The sequence below is a fragment of the Cyanobium sp. ULC065 genome, assembly GCF_977927515.1.
The window spans coordinates 1,521,900-1,540,958 of sequence record NZ_OZ376393.1; the positions used below are offsets into that span (position 1 = coordinate 1,521,900).

Sequence of the window (19,059 nt, forward strand, 5' to 3'; positions counted from 1 at the left end):
GTTCGCCCTTGAGCAGGGTGAAATGTGAGATGCCCAGCACCCCGGCGCGGTGGTCCTGCAGGAACAGCACCTCCTGGGCCGCACCCTGCAGCGCCCGCCATTGCTCCACCCGCCGCTGAAGGGTGCGTTTGCGGCGTTACCACTCCTGGCCAGGGAAGCTTTGCTCGAGATGGAGCAGCAGGGTCTGAGGTTCAAGCTGCGGCAGCTGCTCAAGTATCGGCACCAACACGCTCTCCCATACGGCGGCGAGTGGATCAGCTCGGGTGCGCCAACTCCGGCCGCGCTGCGGCTGGTTCTGGGGCTGATGGTCTCCTCGATCGATGCGCTGGGCGCTACGCACCGAGATACCGGCTCCATGAGCGTCGATCTGCTGGCTGAGGCCCTGGGCCCGTTTGGCCATGTACCGCTCCTTGATCCGCAACGACAAAGGGGCGGGCATGACAACGCTCAAGACTGGAATCGGAGCCCTGTTGTCGCGTCTTAAGACCCGCCTATGTAATTGCGCAGTCCCGCCAATCTAATCGTCACCGGACAATGTAGCGCTGCCCGGTGGCGGAGGATGCCTCGGTGAGGCGCTGGCTCTCCCAGTGGAACTCCAGCGGGGAGATCGCGTCATCCTTGTAGCGGGTGGCTTCATCGAAGCCAAAGGCTTCTGCGTAGCAGTGGGCTGCGGACACCTCGGCGCGGAGGGCTGAGGCAGCAAAGAGCCGGACGAGGGTCTCGGGCTGGGGAACGTGCTAGAGGCCGAGGCCCCTCAGCTGGGCCATCAGTCTTAATGTGGAGGCAACTGAGCAGAGACGGCCTCCGATGGCATCCCGGCGGCTGAAAGTAGTGGTAGAGCGCCATGCGGATGGTTATGTGGCTTATCCCCTCGGGATCACAGGTGTGGCTGTTGGACAAGGCGATAGCTATGAAGCTGCACTTGCAGATGTGCGTTCTGCCCTTGCGTTTCATGGCGAGACGTTCGGGCTTGATTCCATCACCCAGGAGGATCCTGCTGAGGAGGTGTTTCTGGCCGAAACCGTTCTGGCTGGTTAATGCCGAAGTTTCCGGTGGGTGCGCCCCGGCAGCGGGTCTTGAAAGCGTTTCAGCGTCTTGGGTTTGAGTTGGCAATCGCTAATCTAAGTTTCCATGTGCCCAGAGTGCAGCTTGAGTACGATCGTTTAGGCCTAACTCGCTTAGAATCCGACTGACGTAATTTCTGACAGTTCCTTCGGTGATATGCAAGGTTGTAGCTATTTCACGGTTTGTCTTTCCCTGCCCGAGTAGCTTGAGAACCAGTAACTCTCGCTCGCTGAAGGCTAAGTTGGCTGGGGTAGCACGAACAGGTTGTTGAATCTGGGCAAAGACTTTGGGTGCAATCGTTGGCCCAAGCTGGCTGTGTCCTTTATGTATTGTTCTGATAGCGTCAGCCACCTGCCCAGAGGGAGTATTCTTGATTAGGTATCCAGTTGCTCCTGCTTTTAACGATTCCCAAACATAATCATCCTGGTCAAAGGTTGTCAGCACCAGGATACGTATCCACGGGTAGCTGCGGAGAATTTCTCGCGTTGCCGTGACTCCGTCACAGTTGGGCATGCGAATATCCATCAGAATCACATCCGGCTGAATCGTACCGGTTAGGTCGATAGCCACTCTCCCATCCGCTGCCTGTCCGACTACATCGATGTCTGACTCTAGCGACAACAACGCGGATAAACCTTCTCGAAAGAAGGATTGATCATCAACGACGAGCACTCGAATCATAGGGAATAACGATTTTGATCTGCGTTCCTGGTTCGGAACCTGTACTGATCTTAAGGGTTCCACCCAGGAGTTCTACCCGTTCCTGCATTCCTGGTAAGCCGCAACCTGATAACGGCTGCTCCAAGTCAAATCCTTGACCATCGTCTTGCAGCGTAACAACGATCGTGTCTGAGACAACCATTCCTTGCAGCGTCACCTGAGTCGCCTTCGCGTGCTTCTGCACATTAATCAAGCCTTCTTTCAAAATGCAGTAAAGATGATAGCTCGACTGCAGCGAGAGGGCGGGCCATTTTAAACTGACTTGAATGGAAATCCCCTGTTGGCGCATCTGTGCAACTCGTTCCTGCAGCGCGTCGCTAGGATTAAAGTAGGACTGCTGTCGCATGGTTTGAACAATATGCCGCACATCTTGCAAGCACTGACTTGCCAACAAGGCGGCATTGTCTACCGAGAGAAAGGACTTGGCTAAATCGCGATCGCGCAGTTTCTGAGCGACTTCCAGTTGCACTCCCAAGGATGTGAGGGAGTGTCCCAGGGAATCATGAATATCACGTGCAATTCGCAGCCGTTCTAGTTTGGCACTCAACACTTCCACTTCTTGCGACAATTCTTCTGCCTGTTGGCGACTTTCGCGTTCTGCAACAATCACAAAGCCTAGGAGCACGACAAAAATGCTTGCACTGGCATAGATCAGCAAAGCGTGCAGGAGGGTCATAGAAAGACTGGACTGCACAGTTACACCGTCAAACTCTGGGATTCGCTGTTGCCGCAGATAAGGATATAGCGAACCAATACTAGCCAGCCAGACGGTTGCAGCAACTAGATTGGTTAAAACGACTTCGCGGCGAGGCAATAAGAAACAAGCCTTGATAAGCAGCAGATATAGAATAAAGCTGAGTTCAACTCCAGACGCAATCGCAATGCCCGCTAATCCCATCTCAAGGGCAATGTAAGCACGACGTTGCCAAAGCGGGCGATCGAGCGGCAAGACGAAACTGAGACAGAAAAAGAGAATACAAAACGCTATACATTTGACAATTAGCTCAAGCGTGGAGACTTCGATAAGCGCATAGATCAAGACAGTCATTAGTAATAGGAGCCACTCGCCGACGCGCAACGTCCAGCGAAGTGATTGAGAGGAGCTCACGTCTAGAATCATCAAATAGAGTAAGAATGTTGCTCCATTATAGCCTGTGTGATCATCCGTTAATCGTGCTATGACACCTGTCAGGCTTAGACATGACAAGTGTCATCCATTTCAATGATAGCTGTGGGTATCTAAAGAGCTGTGGGTGAGTTTAGATGGTTTGTAGATCAGCCGTTGAACCACCCATGCAGCAAGAGCAACAAGATCCTCAAACTGAAGTTCACCATCTAGGAAAGCCCAGCGATTGTGTACTTGCCATGGCATTGGCAATCACCTTCATGGGATTTCAACTGCCAGAAATCGTTCAAACACTGTCAGGTTTGGAAGTCAACAAGTTTCTGACTCCGGTCTGTTCCAATCGCACTGGCTAGCCTAGGTTTGACAGATTTTCTCTGGTTGATAATCAGATCCTTCTTCCCATTCGTGACTAAGGCTCTTGTGCAACCTTCTGAGATATAGCAGTATCAGCTTCAACTCTAGTGATTGATCAATCACCTCAAACTTGATGATTGATTCGCCATCCAAAACTTAGTCATCTCGGACCACCCGCTTCCGTTTATGCAAACTACCATGAGTGTAAAGTCATTGTCGAAACTGCCCAATCGTTGGGTGCTTTTCATGATCATTGGTTCAACTGTCATTACAGCGGGTATTTCTTACAAAGGCATTTCATATCTTACGGCTGAACAGTCACCAGAGAATAATCAGACTACCCACATCATTGAGTCTGTGGTGGCACTGGGTCGGCTGGAACCTGAAAATGAAGTTATAAAGATGTCAGTTCCAGCCACCCTCAGCAACGATCGCGTTGCCCAACTCCTAGTCAAACGAGGCGATCGCGTTCAGGTTAACCAAGTGATTGCGATACTAGACAGCCGGGATCGGTTGCAAGGTGCGCTCTTTGAAGCGGAGCAACACGTCACCGTTGCCTTGGCGGAACTTGCTCAAGTCAGAGCGGGAGCAAAGTCAGGCGAAATCAACGCCCAGCAAGCAGAGATCACACGTTTGCAAGCAGAATTAGCCGGAGAAACTTGGCGGCAACAAGCAACCTTAGCAAGTTTAGAGGCTGAGGTAAATTATGCCCGCTCCGAGTACAAACGCTTTCAATCGCTCTATCAAGAAGGAGCCCTCTCTGCATCTCAGTTTGACCAGAAAAGATTGGCTTTCCAAAAAGCACAAGCACAGTTAAGTGAGGGCAAAGCAAACCAAAGCCGGACGGGTAGAACGCTACGGGCACAAATTGAGTCCGCCAGGGCAAACCTGGATCAAATTGTTGAAGTACGTCCAGTGGATCTGCACATAGCACAAGCAAAAGTGGATCAGGCCATCGCTGTGGCTCAACGATCGAAAGCGGATTTGAGACAGGCAGAAGTGCGATCGCCCCAAGCAGGACAGATTCTAGAAATCTATGCCAAGCCGGGAGAAGTTGTGGGTGATAAAGGCATTGCAGATCTGGGGCAAACCCGCCAGATGCAAGTGATTGCCGAAGTGTATCAAACTGACATCGGCAAGATTCGGATGGGTCAACAGGTAGTGATTACAGGTGAACCTTTCTCTGGAGAACTGCAAGGCACAGTCAATGAAATCGGACTACAAGTGAGCCAGCAGGAGACCTTCAATAATCAACCGGGAGAAAACCTAGATCAACGGGCGGTTAAAGTCACAATTCGGTTGAATGCAGCAGACAGCGATCGCGTTGCAGGCTTAACGAACTTGCAAGTACAGGTTGCCATTCGACTATAGTTCGTTCATATTCTTTATGACAATTCTGAAGTTGCTAACGGATTGTATCTCAGTCAAATTACCATCAAAATACATGTCAAAAGCATCTTTAACAAACTCAGGTTTGATTATTGCGTTTAAGCGGTTGTTGTGCTCGCCATCATGGTTTGGCCTAAAGCGTGGAAAGAAGTCACCTATGTTTCGTCACCTATTTCGAAAAACACCCCTAGCATGGTTTCAGCTAAAACGGGAGAAAACTCGTCTTGCGGTGGCTTTAGCGGGAATTGCATTCGCTGATATTTTGATGTTTTTTCAACTGGGATTGCTCGATGCGCTATTTGAGTCTGTCGTAATACCCTACACCTCGCTGCAAGGGGATCTATTTCTGATTAACCCGTTGTTTGAAAGTCTGAATGTGGTCAGAAGCTTTCCTAGACAGCAGCTCTATCAGGCAGCAGGAGCTAAAGAGGTTGAATCGATTAACTACCTATATGTGGGGCAGGGCGAGTGGCGGAATGCTCAAACCCGAACGAATCAGCCCACCATGGTCTTTGCAATTAATCCTCATAACTCGGCGATCACTCTGCCAGATGTCCAAGCACACCAAAATGAACTTAAACTGCTGAATCGGATTCTCTACGATCGCGCTGGTGCAAAAGGGTTTTATGGCAATGTAGTAAAAGAACTTCAGCAGTTCAGCTCAGTGCCGATTCAATTTAACAACTTCCAAGTCAAGGTAGTTGGAACGTTTGTCATGGGAGCATCATTCTCTGCCAATGGCAATGCCATTACCAGTCATTCAACTTTCCTACGTCTCTTCCCAGATCGTAAGCCCGATGAAATTGATATTGGGACCATTCAGTTGAAACCAGACACTGATGTTAAGCAAGTTCAAGCTGCGATGCAATCAGAGTTTAAGAACGTGTTAGTCCTGACTCGTGATGAGTTTATTCAACATGAGAAGAAATACTGGGAAACCAACAGTCCTATCGGGATCTTGTTCGGATTTGGCGCAATCATTGGGTTTGTCGTCGGCACCATTATCGTCTATCAAATCCTCTATTCTGACGTATCAGACCATTTGCCAGAATATGCCACGCTGAAGGCAATGGGTTACAGCGACGGTTACTTGGTTGGAGTACTCATCCAGGAAGCGCTGATTATGGCCATCTTGGGATTCATTCCAGGAATTGTCATATCGACTGGGCTGTACTCCATTGTCGCCACTGCAACTTATCTTCCGATTGGTATGACAGTCAGCCGAGCGACGCTTGTGTTGTCCTTGACGATTGTGATGTGTACCGCTTCAGGAGGAATAGCCATGCGTAAGCTACAGTCTGCTGATCCTGCTGATATTTTCTAATTCTTAACTGGTGTAATCAGATGTCATCCTTGCCTGCTTATCTTGTTGCGATCGCGGCACTAGACAGCCTAAACCCCACTACTACAGCAGTTCAAATTTATCTGCTCAGTACTCCTAAGCCAATTCCTCGCTCAACATCATTTATAGCGGGAGTGTTTATCACTTATTGGACAGCAGGAGTGGCAGTGGCATTTGGAGCAAGTCGAATCACAATCAATGCACTAAGTCTGCCACCTTCACTGTTGTACACGTTGCAGATGATCATTGGCATCGTTCTACTTGTAGTGGGTTTGAACCTTAACAAGTTTACTGGTGATTCCCAAGAAGTTAGACGCCCTGCTCAGTTAACGACCGCTAAAACCTTTCTATTTGGTAGCGCTGCAACGCTTTGGGACTTCCCGACAGCATTGCCTTATCTGGCAGCTATCGAGGGAATAGAGCGATCACAGTTAGACCTTTGGTCCACAGTCAGTATTCTGGCAATCTACAACACTATCTTCGTTCTACCGTTGATCGCACTATTAGGACTCTACATTTACCTAGGCGAACGTAGCACCGATCTAATGTATAGACTTAACCGTTCGATTCAGAAGTGGGGACCCAGGATATTGCGACTTCTGCTAGTTGGATTAGGCATTCTCTTGGTCGCAGACTGCATACTTTTACCTTAGGTCGTCCAATGAGTCGATCGCTTATCCACATTCACAGACAAGTACAATGACTCAAACTCGGAATTCAGATCAATTTCACTCAACTGAAGCAGAAGCAGTTATTTCTGTCCGGAAGCTTAATCACTATTTTGGAAGTGGTGAGCTCCGCAAACAAGCTTTGTTTGACATAAACCTAGATGTTTACGCAGGCGAGATTATTATCATGACTGGGCCCTCTGGCTCAGGTAAAACTACCCTTCTAACGCTCATGGGTGGATTGCGATCGGCACAAGAAGGCAGCCTCAGGATTCTCGGTCAAGAACTACACGATGCAAGCAAGCATCACTTGACACAACTTCGTCGCAATATTGGCTATATCTTTCAGGCACATAATCTATTGACCTTTCTTACTGCAAAACAAAATGTGCGAATGTCCCTGGAATTACATGAGGAAATGTTTGATCGCGACGTTGATGGCACGAGTGTTGCCATGCTAGAAGCAGTAGGGCTAAAGCAGCGGGTAGACTATTTTGCCGATAGCTTGTCGGGCGGGCAAAAACAGCGCGTCGCGATCGCCCGTGCCTTGGTTAGTCAACCCAAGATCGTTTTAGCCGATGAACCGACAGCAGCACTTGATAAAAAGTCAGGACGCGATGCTGTAGAGATTATGCAAAAACTAGCTAAAGAACAGGGCTGCACCATCTTAATGGTCACACACGACAACCGCATATTGGACATCGCCGATCGCATTGTCTATATGGAAGATGGCCGTTTGGCATCCAATCCGGAGAATGTGATCTCGGAGTAAGTGTCTAACCGGCCAAAGCTTGTATTAGTTGATGTAGCCAATTCGGACAGTTTAATCCCTTCAGGCAATCTTCAATGAACTCATGGTCTCGGTCTCGTGCCTATCGTTCAATTGCTTTTGACAAGAACAATACGACTCAGCTCAGTATCTTTCATTTCCTACGTTATATCTCGGACTAGTTAGTAATCGCGCCCCGATTCTCCACCGCCACAGCACCAGCCTTGCTGTAAACGAAGCCGAAGTCGGTCGTGGTGTCTAGTCCCGGCAAGCGGTACACAAGTGCTGCGGATGCCGCAGGGGAAGTTGTTTCATGCGCTTGGGAAGGCGAGGATGGCGGTGGAGCTTGTGGAGCCTGAGGCGGGGACGAGCCTGGAATAACGAAGAGAACTGTGCTAGATGGGTCCGCATAAGACCCCAGCTCTCTAGGTTGTAACTAGTAGGCCCCAGTTTTCGCAGTCGATCAAAGTTGATTACTGTGCCTTGCGCGAGGTTTTATGCTGAGCGGAGCAGTAGACTCGATTTGGTCATCAGGTTCGCCCAAATAGCGTTAGGCAACTCAGACTCAGATGCGTCATCAGCGTTCAAGAATTCGGCGATGCATTCGGACCTCCCGGCTTGATATTGGTTTTGAGGATTCTGGAACCTTGGAATCGACTCCGGTGGTGCTGCTTCATGGATTTCCAGATGACCTTCGAACTTGGGATGTTGTCTCCAAGCAGCTAGTGTCAATGGGTTATCGAACGATTGCTCCCTATCTACGCGGCTTCGGCGAAACGCACTTTCTGGATTCCCACCATTCACGCAGCGGACAGACCGGCTCATTGGCGTCGGATCTTATCGATCTTGTTGACGCACTTGGTCTGACGCAATTTGTCCTCGTCGGTCACGACATCGGAGCATCAGCCGCATTAGTTGCAACCCCGTTATTGTCTGACCGTGTCCGCGCGCTTGTTCTCCTTAGCCCAGACCTCTATGACGCACCCGGGTTGCCTCCTCGACAACTCCAGCAAGCTCAAGCCTATTGGTATCAGTGGTATTTTTGCACTGCCGCAGGCCGCGCCACGCTTGCTGCTGATCGACGAGCATTCTGTCGGTGGTTGTGGCACTCCTGGTCACCGGGTTGGGGCTTCACCGATGAGGAATTTGACCTGACTGCCAACTCATTTGACAATCCCGACTTCATTGAGGTGGTCATGCACTTTTATCGACATTCCTCCGGGGAGGTAAAAGGCCATGCACCTGACGACGAAATTGAGAGGAGGGCTGCTTTGGCTTCCTCGGTGTTCTGTCCTACGACAATCCTGCATGGTGCGGAAGATTTCTGCACACTTCCCTCGGCTTCCAGAGGGCGGGAGGCATATTTTACCGGGCCTTATGAGCGCCAAGTGCTAACGGGCGTGGGGCATTTCCTTCCGCGCGAAGCACCGGGGCAAGTTGCACTTGCAGTTGATAATCTCATCGAAATAGCCTTCTCCTAACCATGCGCTGCAACGAACGCTCCGAAGCTGTCACAGGCTGTTCTTTCGTACGGCCCCAGCGCTATCCTCTTCGCGTCGCTGAGCTTGGGGTCGTTAGGCATCACAAGAGCGGTTTTCAGGTGGTCGCTATGGCAAAGCCGAAAGTCTATGAGGGGAGTTGGTTACGCGGGTACTTCCGCTTTATAGCCACCGGCACAGCACTCAACCCACCAAGTTCATTGTTCCGCAGCGAAATGAATTGAGGCTGTTTTGCTCCTAAACCTTTTCACTGCCTCCTGATGAGCTTCCTGAATTAAAGGGAAAATCTCCCGAAACTTATCTCGGCCAGGTGAAAGGATTTGCACCCAGGAAATCCAGGCGTAAATTGGATGCGGCATAAGCTCATTCAATTCTGTATAATCGTACTCCGTTGCCACAACACCACCTTTTACGGGGCGTGTTGGCTTTCCACCAAACATGCGAGCATAGTTTTCTGGGTTAAGTCCAATAGCAAGTCTAAACACATCTTCTCGATCGAGACTAGTAGATTTATCGTTGTCACCATTGTGCTGCTTGATTGTGCAGAAGTAAACACCATTGGGCAACATGTAGCCAGGATTGTAAAAGAGGGACGTTTAGCCCCAACTGGCTTTTGGGACTACTCCTGAGAGACCACTGCAGATGAACTGAATAATCTCTTGTGGTGACATAGGTTCTCCTAACTGCTAGCGCTATCTGGCTGGCACTACCAATCAACCACTAAATGCTTAATCTTTGACTGAGCTTCTTCCAACCCCCTTTTGTGAGCGTCCTCTCCCATGTCTAAGCCACTGGCATGAATAAACTGAATGTCAGACACTCCCATAAATTGAAAAATATTACGCAAAGCTGGCTCTTGAGCATCATATCCCTCATAGGGTGAACCGCAACCAAATTCAGTGCCTCGTGATGTAATGAACAAAACTTTCTTCCCGCTGACTAGCCCCTTGCCTTGACCATCCTCAAACGTAAATGTTCTACCTACACGCACAATCTGATCAATGTAGGCTTTGAAACTTGAGGGCACGCTGAAGTTATACATCGGCACACTGAACAGACATCGATCGGCACCCAAAAACTCGTCAACTAACTCGTCAGATAACTTGAGCAGCTCTCGCAGCTCTGGGCTAAGTGATTCTGGTGGCGTAAAGTCAGCTTCAATCCAACTTTCAGTAATGTGAGGAATCGGAGTTTGGCGCAAGTCACGATACGTTATCATTGCGCCTGGGTGGAGCTCCTGCCATGCTGCCATGAATTTCCTAGCGAGCTGACGAGATCTTGAGCGCTCACCACGAGGACTCGCATCGAGATGCAGAATACTTTTCATAAGGGGCAATCAGAAAATGAATCAGGACCTCTCGACAGTAAAACGGGTGGATACTAAAGTAAAGTAGGAACCAAATGGTAACTACTCAACACCGAATGCAACACATACCATGACTGAAACCCATGGCTGTCCATTGGAGACAATTCTGAAAAAACTATCAGGACGGTGGACTCTTTACATCCTCTGGTTACTTGATTCCAATGGATCACAGCGATTTGGTGAACTCAGGCGAAAAGTAGAAGGTATCTCAACCAAAGTGCTGACGGAAAGGTTAAGGCTGTTGGAATCTCTTGATTTGGTTCATCGTCAACACGAAACCACTATTCCACCACAAGTGACTTACACGCTCACCGAATGCGGCAAAGAATTCTCGGGAACACTCGATCATCTCTATGAACTGGCTGTGAGATGGTATGGCGCTAACCCAAAAGCTGTTGTATGACCAAAACTTAAGCTTCAACAGATGATTTCTAGACAGATCTACTAGCTGTAACCGAAGCTAGCTAACAAGATGCTGAGGTCGGCATTGGCCAGGAGGTGAGCACCGAAAGCGGCTGCTGGCGAACCCTCCGTCATTCGCAAGGCTAAACTTGTTTTGGTTCCCAGCCCCCAGAGGCTACCCGCACCTTCTGCAACTGGACACGGTGGCCTGAGTGGCTACCTTCCACTCAGTCGCTGGACTCCTCACATGCCCCTGACCGGATCAGACCTGCTGTCCAAAGTCAAAGAACTTGGTGACGCCTCCAAGTCCGACCTGGTGCGGGCCGCCGGTTATGTGAGCACCAAGAAGGACGGCAGCGAGCGGCTGAACTTCACCGCCTTCTATGAGGCGCTGCTGGAAGCCAAAGGCGTCAGCCTCGGAGAGGGTGGTGGCAACGGCAAAGGGAAGGCTGGTCGCAGCTTGAGCTACGTCGCCACGGTTCAGGGCAACGGCAACCTGCTGGTGGGCAAGGCCTACACCGCGTTTCTGGATCTCAAGCCTGGCGATGAGTTCGAAATCAAGCTGGGTCGCAAGCAGATCCGTCTGGTGCCTGTAGGTGGGGCCGACGAGGAGGAGTGAGGGGCGCGTCCATCTCGGTTACGGGTGGCGTCAAGGCCTCCGTCGCTGTTTGCGGGAGCCACAACTCTCCCTAGCGTTGATCGCCCGGGAATAGGGGTGCAGTGCACGAAAACCAGCTCGTCGAGGACTGCCTGCACCGCTACGGCGGAGCACTGCTGTTCATGGCACCGGAGTGGAGCGAAGCCCAGCGAGCGGTGCACTGCCAGATCGTGGATGTCTTTGCGCTGCAGGTGGTGACGGGTTTCACACGTGATCCGCAAGGGAAGTTGCTACTGGAAGCCCATCCCTCTGTTGCGGCTGGCCGTAGCTGGTCGCTGGCCAAGGCCGCTCAGCTGGTGCGTCTTGACGCCAGACCCGAGCGGTGGGTGGTGCTGCAGCGGAACAACAGAGCGTGGGGGATGTTCTGGGCAGGTGGTGGACTGCATCGCTGCCGGCAGGAATTGCTGGAGACCTCGCAATCGACAGCACTGAGCTCCGCGCTCGTCCCAGTGACGCCGGAAGCGCTGCTGCGGCTGGTCCTCAATCTGGACGCCGGAGACACGGCAGCCGCCGTAACGGTCCTCCATGCCGATGCATCTCCTGCAGCGGTGGGAGGTTCCGGGGTCCTCAAGGCCGTTCTATGGACGTCCCTGGCCTGGCTGATCGTGCTGGCTCTGACCGCTGCCGGCTTCCTGGGAGTGCTGCGCGAGCAGGACCGCAAGCTGGAACTGCTGCTTGAACGGCTGCCACCCCCGGCCTCCGATCGCTGATGACCACCCAGCCCCATCTCCATAGCCCGCTCTATGTCGATGCCCTGCGCTGGGCCGCCCAGCTGCACAGCCGCCAGCGTCGCAAGGGCAAGCCCGTGCCCTACATCTCCCACCTGATCGCCGTGAGTGGTCTGGTCTGGGAGGACGAGGGCACGGAAGATCAGGCGATCGCCGGACTGCTGCACGACTCGATCGAGGATGCAGGCCAGAGCCACGCCTCGATCGCCGAACGCTTTGGGGAAAAGGTGGCCGGCATCGTGGTGGACTGCACCGACACCGCCGAGGGCCTGACCGGCGCAGGCAAAGAACCTTGGCTGGTGCGCAAGACCCGCTATGTGACCTCGCTGGAGCACAAGAGCGAGACCTCGCTGCTGGTGACAGCTGCTGACAAGGCCCACAACGCCCGCGATCAGGTGCTCGATGGCCGCCGCGACCCCGCCAGCTGGGATCGATTCAAGGCGGGGCTCGATGGCACTGCCTGGTACCTGCTGCGGATCCACCAGACCCTCAGCCACCGGCTGCCCGGCAGCCGCTCCAATGAGCTGCTCGGGGAGGCCGTGAAGGAGATCCTCGCCAGTGAGGCCTACCGGCAGATCGTGCCCCGCGGGATTGCCCCGGCGGTGTGGGCGGCGGGGTATCTGGAGCGACCCGAGACGCACCGGAGCAGATCAGTCCATGACGGCTGAGCCCCCCACCTCCGCGCCACGGTTGATCGATGGCCCTGACGCCGCACCGGCCACCGTCTTGCTGGCCCATGGGGCGGGCGCACCAACGGACTGCCCGTTCATGGCGGATGACCCCGACGGACTGCTGACTAGCTCTGGCGAGCGGCAGGCAATGACATCCCAGACTGGGGCGAGTGCGAGAGAAGTCGCTGATGTCGAACAATCGCCATTTGTTCCATCGTCCATGCCCAATCGAAGTCGAGAATGACGAGCCGCTAGTGATAGTTTGCCACCCGGTTGTTAATTCCTGCAGCTGAGCGAGCCGCTGTTTGGGGATGCGCCTGCTGACCTTTCCGGGCGCCTTCTCCTTTGTGTTCTCGGCATCAGCAGCATCGCCCCATTGCTGCAACCGCCCCCGCCGCCGCAGATGCCGGATCAGCACCAGGCCCTGGTCGGCTGAGCAGATCGTCGATGGCTGTCAGCTCTCGGAATCATCCACTGGAGGCGGAAGCTGCCGCTCCACCAGAAGAAACACCAACCAGGCCAAAGAGGCACTGATACCAGCGTTCCAGTCGTTGCGCAGGAGCTCCACGACCGCGATCGTGCTGGCGCCAATGCGAAGCCCCCGGAGCAGAAAGCGACCCAGTTTCTCAGGTTTGAACGGCATGGGGAGGGGGTGGGGAATCAGTTCGGGGCCAGTCAGGCCGGTGGAGGTAGCTTCGCGATCGCCTGGTGCTACAACAGCTTTAAGCCCACCAGCAGGTCTTGGCTGAGCGAGGCGGAGAACTCGGCCACGGCGGTGGCGTTGGGTGATTAGTTCATGCGGGAGTTGCTAAGAGGCTGAGCCCAGCCATCCGGAGGGAGTTCCTGTCGGGGTATGAGGAGCAGGTGGCGCCACCCAACGAAAGGGTCTACGACTCCGCCGGAAGGTTCTCGTAGTAGACCCCACCCACATTGAACTTGGGGGTGGTGGTGACGTACTCCGTCGTCAGTGTGCTGGGGTCGAACTCGATCACGGTGCGTACCTTGTCGAGCCATTGGACCCGGTAGGCCTTGGACACTGTGAGGGTGGCGATCCAGTAGTCGTTCACCGTGTCATTCAGCTCGAATGGCTCCCCTCCAGGGTGCATCTCATTGGGCTTGACCATCCCCTTTTCCAGAACTCGCTGAGGGTCAACGGCCCATACCCTGTGCGCTCAGCCAGGATGCTTTCAGAGACGCGGAAATGGCCGTCAGGGTTGAAGCGCAGAGGGTCGCCATTGGTGCAGGTCAGGACTTGCCCAGCAGAACCTTTTCTAGAACCGCAATCACGCGATCTTCCAGCTGGTCGATGCGGCGGAGCAGCCGCGTCTCCAACTGGGCAAGGGCCTCCTCGCTTACGCCGCCGCGGCCAGCTTCCGGTCGCGCCAGCGCGCGGGCCGGTGCGGGCCAGGCGCCGCTCTCAAACACGGTGCTCAGGTGCTCCCAGGTTTTTTTCTTGGTGGGAGCTGGGCCCAGGACGGTCTCCAGGTGAGCATGGGCGGCCGCGGCCGAACCGAAGCGGGCCTTGAGTGCCGCTTGGGTGCACTGTTCCTGCGGCAGCAGCGATTGGGGTGACCCCTGCAAGGCCGCGGCCTCATTCGACCCGTTCGACCCCGCAGGAGCGACCTCCTCCACCAGCTGCCGGATCGCAGCGTTCTGCTCACCCACGGTGCGGAACAGCTCGGCATCGCCCTTGGCCATGCGCGCCATCAGCTCGCCGAAGCGATCACTGAGCTCCCCCATCAGCCCTCGCTCCCCCCGCGCAGCAGCCGGCGCATGCGCTCGATCAGCCGGGTGATGCTGAAGATGCTCCAGTAGCCGGCCTCCTCCTTAGCGGCATCCAGTTCCTGCAAGATCCCATCGAGCGCCTGCTGTTTATCCTCAAAGGCCTCCAGCTCGCGGTGCATGTCCTGGGCGATGCGCAGGGCCTCGGCCTTTTCCTGGCCCAGCGTCATCAAGCGGCCCTCGTAACCACGCAGGGTCTCCAGGAACCGTTCCCGCGCAACCGTGAGCTCCCTGGAGCGGCGTTGGAGCTGGGACCTCGATCGGGTGAGCGAGGCATGGCTGTTGCGCATCGCCTGGTAGTGGTGCTCGATCTGCTCTCGGCTGAGGGCCGTTAGATCTGCAGGGAAATCCCGGGTGGAGCGGATGCCCTTGCACTCCAGTGCTGCCGAATTGGAGTTGGAGGGCGCCAGGTTTGCCTCAGAAACCGGGGCGATCAGTTCCAACTCCCCTTGCTCAGTGCCTGCCATTCGATCGAAGCTGCGACCTCCAGCAGAGCATTAGAGGGCGGAGGAAGGCCAGCACAGGCGCTGGGCTGGTCATGAATCGACTCACATTTCGCTAACCGAGATGCCAGTTCTCTTCGGCCGCGGCCTATAGGAAAACGGCGCAGATCGCCTTTGCCGCCTAGCTTCCTGTGATGCAAGGGCCAGCTGGATCTCAATGACGCAGATTCCCAGCCTCGGCCTGCTGGAAACCGTGGATCTCAGGCAGGCCTGGGCCCATGAGGCCCAGAGCTTCACCCCCTGGCTGGCCGAGAACCTGAACCGCCTCTCGGCTGCCCTGGGGATCCCCCTGGAGCTGGAGGGGCAGGAGGTGAGCGTGGGCTCCTTCTCAGCGGATCTGCTGGCCCGCAACCCCCAGGACGGATCCCTGGTGCTGATTGAGAACCAGCTGGAGCAGACCGACCACAACCACCTCGGCCAGATCCTCACCTACCTGGCCGGCCTACAGGCCCAGGTGATCGTCTGGATTGCCAGCGACTTCCGCGATCCCCACCTCTCGGCCATCCACTGGCTGAACGATCACACCGTCGATCCCTTCGCGTTCTTCGCGGTGCAGGTCAAGGCCGTGCGGATCGGCGATTCACCGATCGCCCCCCTGTTCGAGGTGGTGGCCAAGCCCAACGGCTGGGACCGGAAGCTCCAACAGCAGGTGGCCTCCCAGACGGGTGAGCTCTCAACCCTCGGCCAGTTCCGCTTGGCCTTCTGGAGCAAGCTGCTGGAGCTCTACCCCGACCAATCCCAGTGGGGTCCGGCGGATGCTGCCAGCTCCCGTTGGCAGCCGCTGAAGAACAGCAGCCTGGTGGTGGTGACCTACATCTCCGTGTACCGCTGCGGCATTTTCGTGCGGGGCAAGCGCGGCCAACCGTTGGAGGAGTCCAAGGCCTTGCTCCTCTTCCATCAAGAAGCCTTGGAGAAACGCCTGGGGGTCCCCATCTCCGACAGCGAGGGCTACGGGCTGACCCAATCGCTGGATGCCGACGCCCGTGACCCCACCACCTGGCCCAAGCTGGCGGCCTGGCTGGACAGCCGGCTGCAGGCCTATGTGGAGGCCCTTGAAGTGATCGTGACCGAATCTCTGGGAACTCAGCCATGAGCGCCGCCGTCCTCGCCCCAGGGGCCCGCATCGAATGCCGGAGCGCCGAGTGGATGGTGCGCAGCCTGGGCCGCAGCTCCGATGGCCAGCAGGTGGTGGATGTGGTGGGGGTGTCGGCCTTCCTGCGGGAGAAGGAGGCCCGCTTCATCGTGGAGGTGGAGCAGGCGGCCGGCAGCTTCAAGGTGCTGCAGCCAGAAGACACCGAGCTGGTGGCTGATCCCTCACCCCAGTACCGCGACAGCCTGCTGTTCCTCGAGGCCCATCTGCGCCGCACGGTGCCAACGGATGCCTCCCTGGTGGTGGGTCATCTGGCGGCGATGGACGTGATGGACTTCCAGCTGCAGCCCGCCGCCAAGGCCCTAGCGATGCCGCGGCAACGGCTGCTGATCGCCGATGCGGTAGGCCTCGGCAAGACGCTGGAGTGCGGCATCCTTTGCAGCGAGTTGATCCGCCGGGGCCGGGGCAAGCGGATCCTGGTGGTCACCACCAAATCCATGCTGGTGCAGTTTCAGAAGGAGTTCTGGACCCGCTTCTCGATCCCGTTGGTGCGGCTGGATTCCGAGACCATCCAGAAGGTGCGCGCCAAGGTTTCCACCAGTCAGAACGTCTTTCACTACTACGACAAAACCATCGTCTCGATCGACACACTCAAGAACGACCGGGAGTATCGCTACTACCTTGAAAACGCGAGCTGGGACATCATCGTGATCGATGAGTGCCAGAACGTGGCCGAACGGGCCAAGGGTGCCCAGAAGAGCCAGCGGGCAAGGCTCGCCAACCGTTTGGCCACCCGCTCCGACACGCTGATCCTGCTCTCGGCCACCCCTCATGACGGCAAGGCGGAAAGCTTCGCCAGCTTGATGAACATGCTCGATGCCACGGCCATCGCCAACCCGAGCCACTACACCAAGGACGACATCAAGGATCTCTACCTGCGGCGCTTCCGCAAGGACGTGATCGCCGACCTGCGCAAGACCGTCAAGGAGCGGGAGAGCAGGGATGTGGTGTGCCAGGCGAGCGAGAGGGAAGAGCAGGTGTTTGCCCTGCTGGCAGATCTGAAGCTGCCCGACACCGATGCCAAGGCCAAGGCGGGGCAGCTGTTCCGCACCACCCTGGCCAAGAGCATGCTCTCGAGCCCGATGGCGGCGCTCGAAACCGTGAGCAACCGCCTCAAGCGCCTGCGGGCCGGAGCCACGCCAGCCCCGGCAGATATCGCGGCCCTTGAGCCCCTGGAACCCCTGCTGGTGGCAATCGGCGCCGAAGACTTCTCCAAGTACCAGCGGTTGCTGCAGCTGATCCGCTCTGACTGGAGCTGGCAGGGCAAGGACCCGAAGGACCGGCTGGTGATCTTCACAGGGCGGCGTGAAAGTCAGCGCTTCCTGGTGGAACACCTGCCCCAGGACCTTGCCCTTCCCAAGGGCGCTGTTGTTCAGCTGGATGGCGCCATGGCCGATGTTGAGCAGACGAAGGTGGTGGAGCAGTTCGCCCAGGAGAAGGAGGCAGTGCGGATCCTGGTGGCCACTGAAGTGGCCTCAGAAGGTCTCAACCTTCACTACCTGAGCCATCGACTCGTGCACTTCGATATCCCCTGGTCGCTGATGACGCTTCAGCAGCGCAACGGCCGGATCGATCGCTATGGCCAGCCGCAGCAACCCCAGATCCGCTACCTGCTCACGGCTTCCCGGAACGAGGGCATGGGCGACACCGAGAAGATCCTGCGGGTGCTGATCAAGAAAGACGCGCAGGCCCAACAGAACATCGGCGATCCCTCGGTGTTCCTGCGGGTGTTCGATCCGGCAGCGGAGGAAACAGAGATCGAGAAAGCGGTGGAAGCCGGTGACGCCTCAGGCCTGGAAGCGCGGATGGATGCCAACGCAGAGCGCTATTCGAAGCAAGCCAGCGACGATGGCCTGTTCAACTTTGATGATCTGTACGGCGTTGATGACGGCGACACCACCGATGGCAATGTCATCCCCGATGAGCCGGGCCCTGCAGTCCAGTGCAGCCGAGCCTTCAGCCTGTTCCCGACCCTCTGGAGCTATGTAGAGCGCTCTCTGGAGGCGGTGAGCGAGCAGATGGAGCGCCGCAGCGAAAAGCTCGAACTCAAGCCCTACCCCGCCGAAGAGCGCCTTGAGCTCAGCCCACCGAAGGACCTGCAACGCCGCTACGACCGCTACCCCCGCGAGCTGCAGCCTCCCAGCGGCCAGCGCCTGGCGCTCAGCACTGATCCGTTGGCGCTGCAGCGCGCCCTGGAGCAGGCACGGCGGCAGGACAGCGCCCGGCCGGAACTGGAATACCTCTGGGATCTGCACCCACTGGTGGACTGGCTGGCTGACCGCGGCTTGATCACCTTTGCCCGCCACCAGGCGCCGGTGCTGCAACTCAGCGAAGAGCTCCCTCCGGGCGAGGTGGTGATTGTGCTGCAGGGCACGATCCCCAACCAGCGCGGTGTGCCGGTGGTGCAGGAGTGGGTGGCCGTGCGCTTTACGGGCAGCGGCCTGCGGGTCGCAGCGGTGGAGCCGTTCGAAGATGTGGCTGAACGGCTACAGCTGGGTCGCCGCAGCTACGCGAACCCGGGAGTAGCCATCGCCGATTCCATCAAGCAGCAACGCAAGGTGGCCGTCGATGCGGCTCACAACTACCTCTTGGAGTGCCGTGAGCGCTGGAAACAGCGCATGCAGCCGGAGTTGGAGGCCCAGCGGCAGCGCCTGGGGCGATTGCGCCGCCGGCAGGTGGAACAGCTGGAGCTGGCCTACGCCGCCGACCAGCGGCCCAGGCAGATCAAGGACAAAAAGCGCACCGCCGACCAAAAGGCCATCGAGGAGCGCTTCAAGGATCACGAGCGCTTCGTAGAGGAAGTGATGACCATCGAGCCCGCTCCCTACCTGAAGCTGGTGGCCGTTCTTCACCGGGAGGCCTGATCC

23 protein-coding genes are annotated in these 19,059 nt (G+C 55.9%); 13 read left to right on the forward strand and 10 right to left on the reverse strand.

Features of this window, described 5'->3' with window-relative positions; translation table 11 throughout:
• Positions 1 to 136: 136 nt before the first annotated feature.
• Both ACXMDP_RS07445 and ACXMDP_RS07450 read right to left on the reverse strand, forming a co-directional pair.
• Positions 137 to 439, reverse strand: a complete 303-nt coding sequence (locus ACXMDP_RS07445; RefSeq protein ID WP_259729636.1) for a hypothetical protein — start codon at positions 437 to 439, stop codon at positions 137 to 139.
• Positions 440 to 524: 85 nt separating this feature from the next.
• Positions 525 to 677, reverse strand: a complete 153-nt coding sequence (locus ACXMDP_RS07450) for a hypothetical protein (protein ID WP_259729635.1) — start codon at positions 675 to 677, stop codon at positions 525 to 527.
• Positions 678 to 807: 130 nt separating this feature from the next.
• Here ACXMDP_RS07450 and ACXMDP_RS07455 point away from each other — a divergent pair, with 130 nt between their 5' ends.
• Complete coding sequence (locus ACXMDP_RS07455) at positions 808 to 1,038, forward strand: hypothetical protein (RefSeq protein ID WP_259729634.1); 231 nt, start codon at positions 808 to 810, stop codon at positions 1,036 to 1,038.
• Positions 1,039 to 1,116: 78 nt separating this feature from the next.
• On the opposite strand, the gene ACXMDP_RS07460 is transcribed toward ACXMDP_RS07455, so the two are convergent.
• Together ACXMDP_RS07460 and ACXMDP_RS07465 are read right to left on the reverse strand one after the other, a co-directional pair.
• On the reverse strand, positions 1,117 to 1,746 hold the full coding sequence (locus tag ACXMDP_RS07460; protein WP_259729633.1) for a response regulator transcription factor: 630 nt from the start codon (positions 1,744 to 1,746) through the stop codon (positions 1,117 to 1,119).
• Positions 1,724 to 2,893, reverse strand: a complete 1,170-nt coding sequence (locus ACXMDP_RS07465) for a sensor histidine kinase (RefSeq protein WP_259729632.1) — start codon at positions 2,891 to 2,893, stop codon at positions 1,724 to 1,726. The genes ACXMDP_RS07460 and ACXMDP_RS07465 overlap by 23 nt, the downstream gene beginning before the upstream one ends.
• A gap of 570 nt (positions 2,894 to 3,463) precedes the next feature.
• Between ACXMDP_RS07465 and ACXMDP_RS07470 the strand changes: the two genes are divergently transcribed.
• From ACXMDP_RS07470 to ACXMDP_RS07495, 6 genes are all read left to right on the forward strand, one after another.
• Positions 3,464 to 4,636, forward strand: coding sequence for an ABC exporter membrane fusion protein (locus tag ACXMDP_RS07470; RefSeq protein WP_457767190.1), 1,173 nt, complete (start codon positions 3,464 to 3,466; stop codon positions 4,634 to 4,636).
• 42 nt (positions 4,637 to 4,678) lie between these two features.
• A complete protein-coding gene (locus ACXMDP_RS07475; RefSeq protein WP_399233117.1) occupies positions 4,679 to 4,756 on the forward strand; it encodes a hypothetical protein in 78 nt (25 codons plus the stop codon).
• A gap of 55 nt (positions 4,757 to 4,811) precedes the next feature.
• Positions 4,812 to 5,978: an ABC transporter permease DevC gene (gene devC, locus ACXMDP_RS07480; protein ID WP_399233114.1), complete on the forward strand. Its 1,167-nt coding sequence runs from the start codon at positions 4,812 to 4,814 to the stop codon at positions 5,976 to 5,978.
• Between the two features lie 20 nt (positions 5,979 to 5,998).
• The gene (locus ACXMDP_RS07485) at positions 5,999 to 6,649 is read left to right on the forward strand and encodes a GAP family protein (protein ID WP_399233066.1); all 651 of its coding nucleotides are present in this window, start codon (positions 5,999 to 6,001) and stop codon (positions 6,647 to 6,649) included.
• Positions 6,650 to 6,695: 46 nt separating this feature from the next.
• Positions 6,696 to 7,436 carry a DevA family ABC transporter ATP-binding protein gene (locus ACXMDP_RS07490; RefSeq protein WP_259729628.1) on the forward strand — a complete coding sequence of 247 codons (741 nt, stop codon included), beginning with the start codon at positions 6,696 to 6,698 and terminating at the stop codon, positions 7,434 to 7,436.
• A gap of 644 nt (positions 7,437 to 8,080) precedes the next feature.
• Complete coding sequence (locus ACXMDP_RS07495) at positions 8,081 to 8,914, forward strand: alpha/beta fold hydrolase (RefSeq protein WP_259729627.1); 834 nt, start codon at positions 8,081 to 8,083, stop codon at positions 8,912 to 8,914.
• A gap of 215 nt (positions 8,915 to 9,129) precedes the next feature.
• Here ACXMDP_RS07495 and ACXMDP_RS07500 read toward each other — a convergent pair whose 3' ends face one another.
• Positions 9,130 to 9,501, reverse strand: coding sequence for a DUF6194 family protein (locus ACXMDP_RS07500; RefSeq protein WP_457767191.1), 372 nt, complete (start codon positions 9,499 to 9,501; stop codon positions 9,130 to 9,132).
• Positions 9,502 to 9,638: 137 nt separating this feature from the next.
• Positions 9,639 to 10,259, reverse strand: a complete 621-nt coding sequence (locus tag ACXMDP_RS07505; RefSeq protein ID WP_259729626.1) for an FMN-dependent NADH-azoreductase — start codon at positions 10,257 to 10,259, stop codon at positions 9,639 to 9,641.
• A 109-nt stretch (positions 10,260 to 10,368) separates the two neighbouring features.
• Between ACXMDP_RS07505 and ACXMDP_RS07510 the strand changes: the two genes are divergently transcribed.
• The 4 genes from ACXMDP_RS07510 (at position 10,369) to ACXMDP_RS07525 (ending at position 12,754) form a co-directional block, all read left to right on the forward strand.
• Entirely contained in the window at positions 10,369 to 10,701 is a 333-nt protein-coding gene (locus ACXMDP_RS07510) for a winged helix-turn-helix transcriptional regulator (RefSeq protein WP_259729625.1), read from the forward strand.
• Positions 10,702 to 10,947: 246 nt separating this feature from the next.
• The gene (locus ACXMDP_RS07515) at positions 10,948 to 11,319 is read left to right on the forward strand and encodes an AbrB family transcriptional regulator (RefSeq protein WP_259729624.1); all 372 of its coding nucleotides are present in this window, start codon (positions 10,948 to 10,950) and stop codon (positions 11,317 to 11,319) included.
• Positions 11,320 to 11,420: 101 nt separating this feature from the next.
• Positions 11,421 to 12,068, forward strand: coding sequence for a hypothetical protein (locus ACXMDP_RS07520; RefSeq protein WP_259729623.1), 648 nt, complete (start codon positions 11,421 to 11,423; stop codon positions 12,066 to 12,068).
• A complete protein-coding gene (locus ACXMDP_RS07525) occupies positions 12,068 to 12,754 on the forward strand; it encodes an HD domain-containing protein (RefSeq protein WP_259729622.1) in 687 nt (228 codons plus the stop codon). Before ACXMDP_RS07520 ends, ACXMDP_RS07525 begins: the two co-directional genes overlap by 1 nt.
• A 457-nt stretch (positions 12,755 to 13,211) precedes the next feature.
• On the opposite strand, the gene ACXMDP_RS07530 is transcribed toward ACXMDP_RS07525, so the two are convergent.
• The 4 genes from ACXMDP_RS07530 to ACXMDP_RS07545 form a co-directional block, all read right to left on the reverse strand.
• Positions 13,212 to 13,400: a hypothetical protein gene (locus tag ACXMDP_RS07530; protein WP_259729621.1), complete on the reverse strand. Its 189-nt coding sequence runs from the start codon at positions 13,398 to 13,400 to the stop codon at positions 13,212 to 13,214.
• Positions 13,401 to 13,644: 244 nt separating this feature from the next.
• Positions 13,645 to 13,881, reverse strand: a complete 237-nt coding sequence (locus ACXMDP_RS07535; RefSeq protein WP_259729620.1) for a hypothetical protein — start codon at positions 13,879 to 13,881, stop codon at positions 13,645 to 13,647.
• Positions 13,882 to 14,002: 121 nt separating this feature from the next.
• On the reverse strand, positions 14,003 to 14,455 hold the full coding sequence (locus tag ACXMDP_RS07540; RefSeq protein WP_259729619.1) for a hypothetical protein: 453 nt from the start codon (positions 14,453 to 14,455) through the stop codon (positions 14,003 to 14,005).
• A gap of 41 nt (positions 14,456 to 14,496) precedes the next feature.
• Positions 14,497 to 15,006, reverse strand: coding sequence for a hypothetical protein (locus tag ACXMDP_RS07545; protein ID WP_457767192.1), 510 nt, complete (start codon positions 15,004 to 15,006; stop codon positions 14,497 to 14,499).
• A 193-nt stretch (positions 15,007 to 15,199) separates the two neighbouring features.
• Between ACXMDP_RS07545 and ACXMDP_RS07550 the strand changes: the two genes are divergently transcribed.
• Together ACXMDP_RS07550 and ACXMDP_RS07555 are read left to right on the forward strand one after the other, a co-directional pair.
• Positions 15,200 to 16,135: a hypothetical protein gene (locus ACXMDP_RS07550; RefSeq protein ID WP_259729617.1), complete on the forward strand. Its 936-nt coding sequence runs from the start codon at positions 15,200 to 15,202 to the stop codon at positions 16,133 to 16,135.
• Positions 16,132 to 19,056, forward strand: coding sequence for a DEAD/DEAH box helicase (locus tag ACXMDP_RS07555; RefSeq protein ID WP_259729616.1), 2,925 nt, complete (start codon positions 16,132 to 16,134; stop codon positions 19,054 to 19,056). The genes ACXMDP_RS07550 and ACXMDP_RS07555 overlap by 4 nt, the downstream gene beginning before the upstream one ends.
• Positions 19,057 to 19,059: the final 3 nt, after the last annotated feature.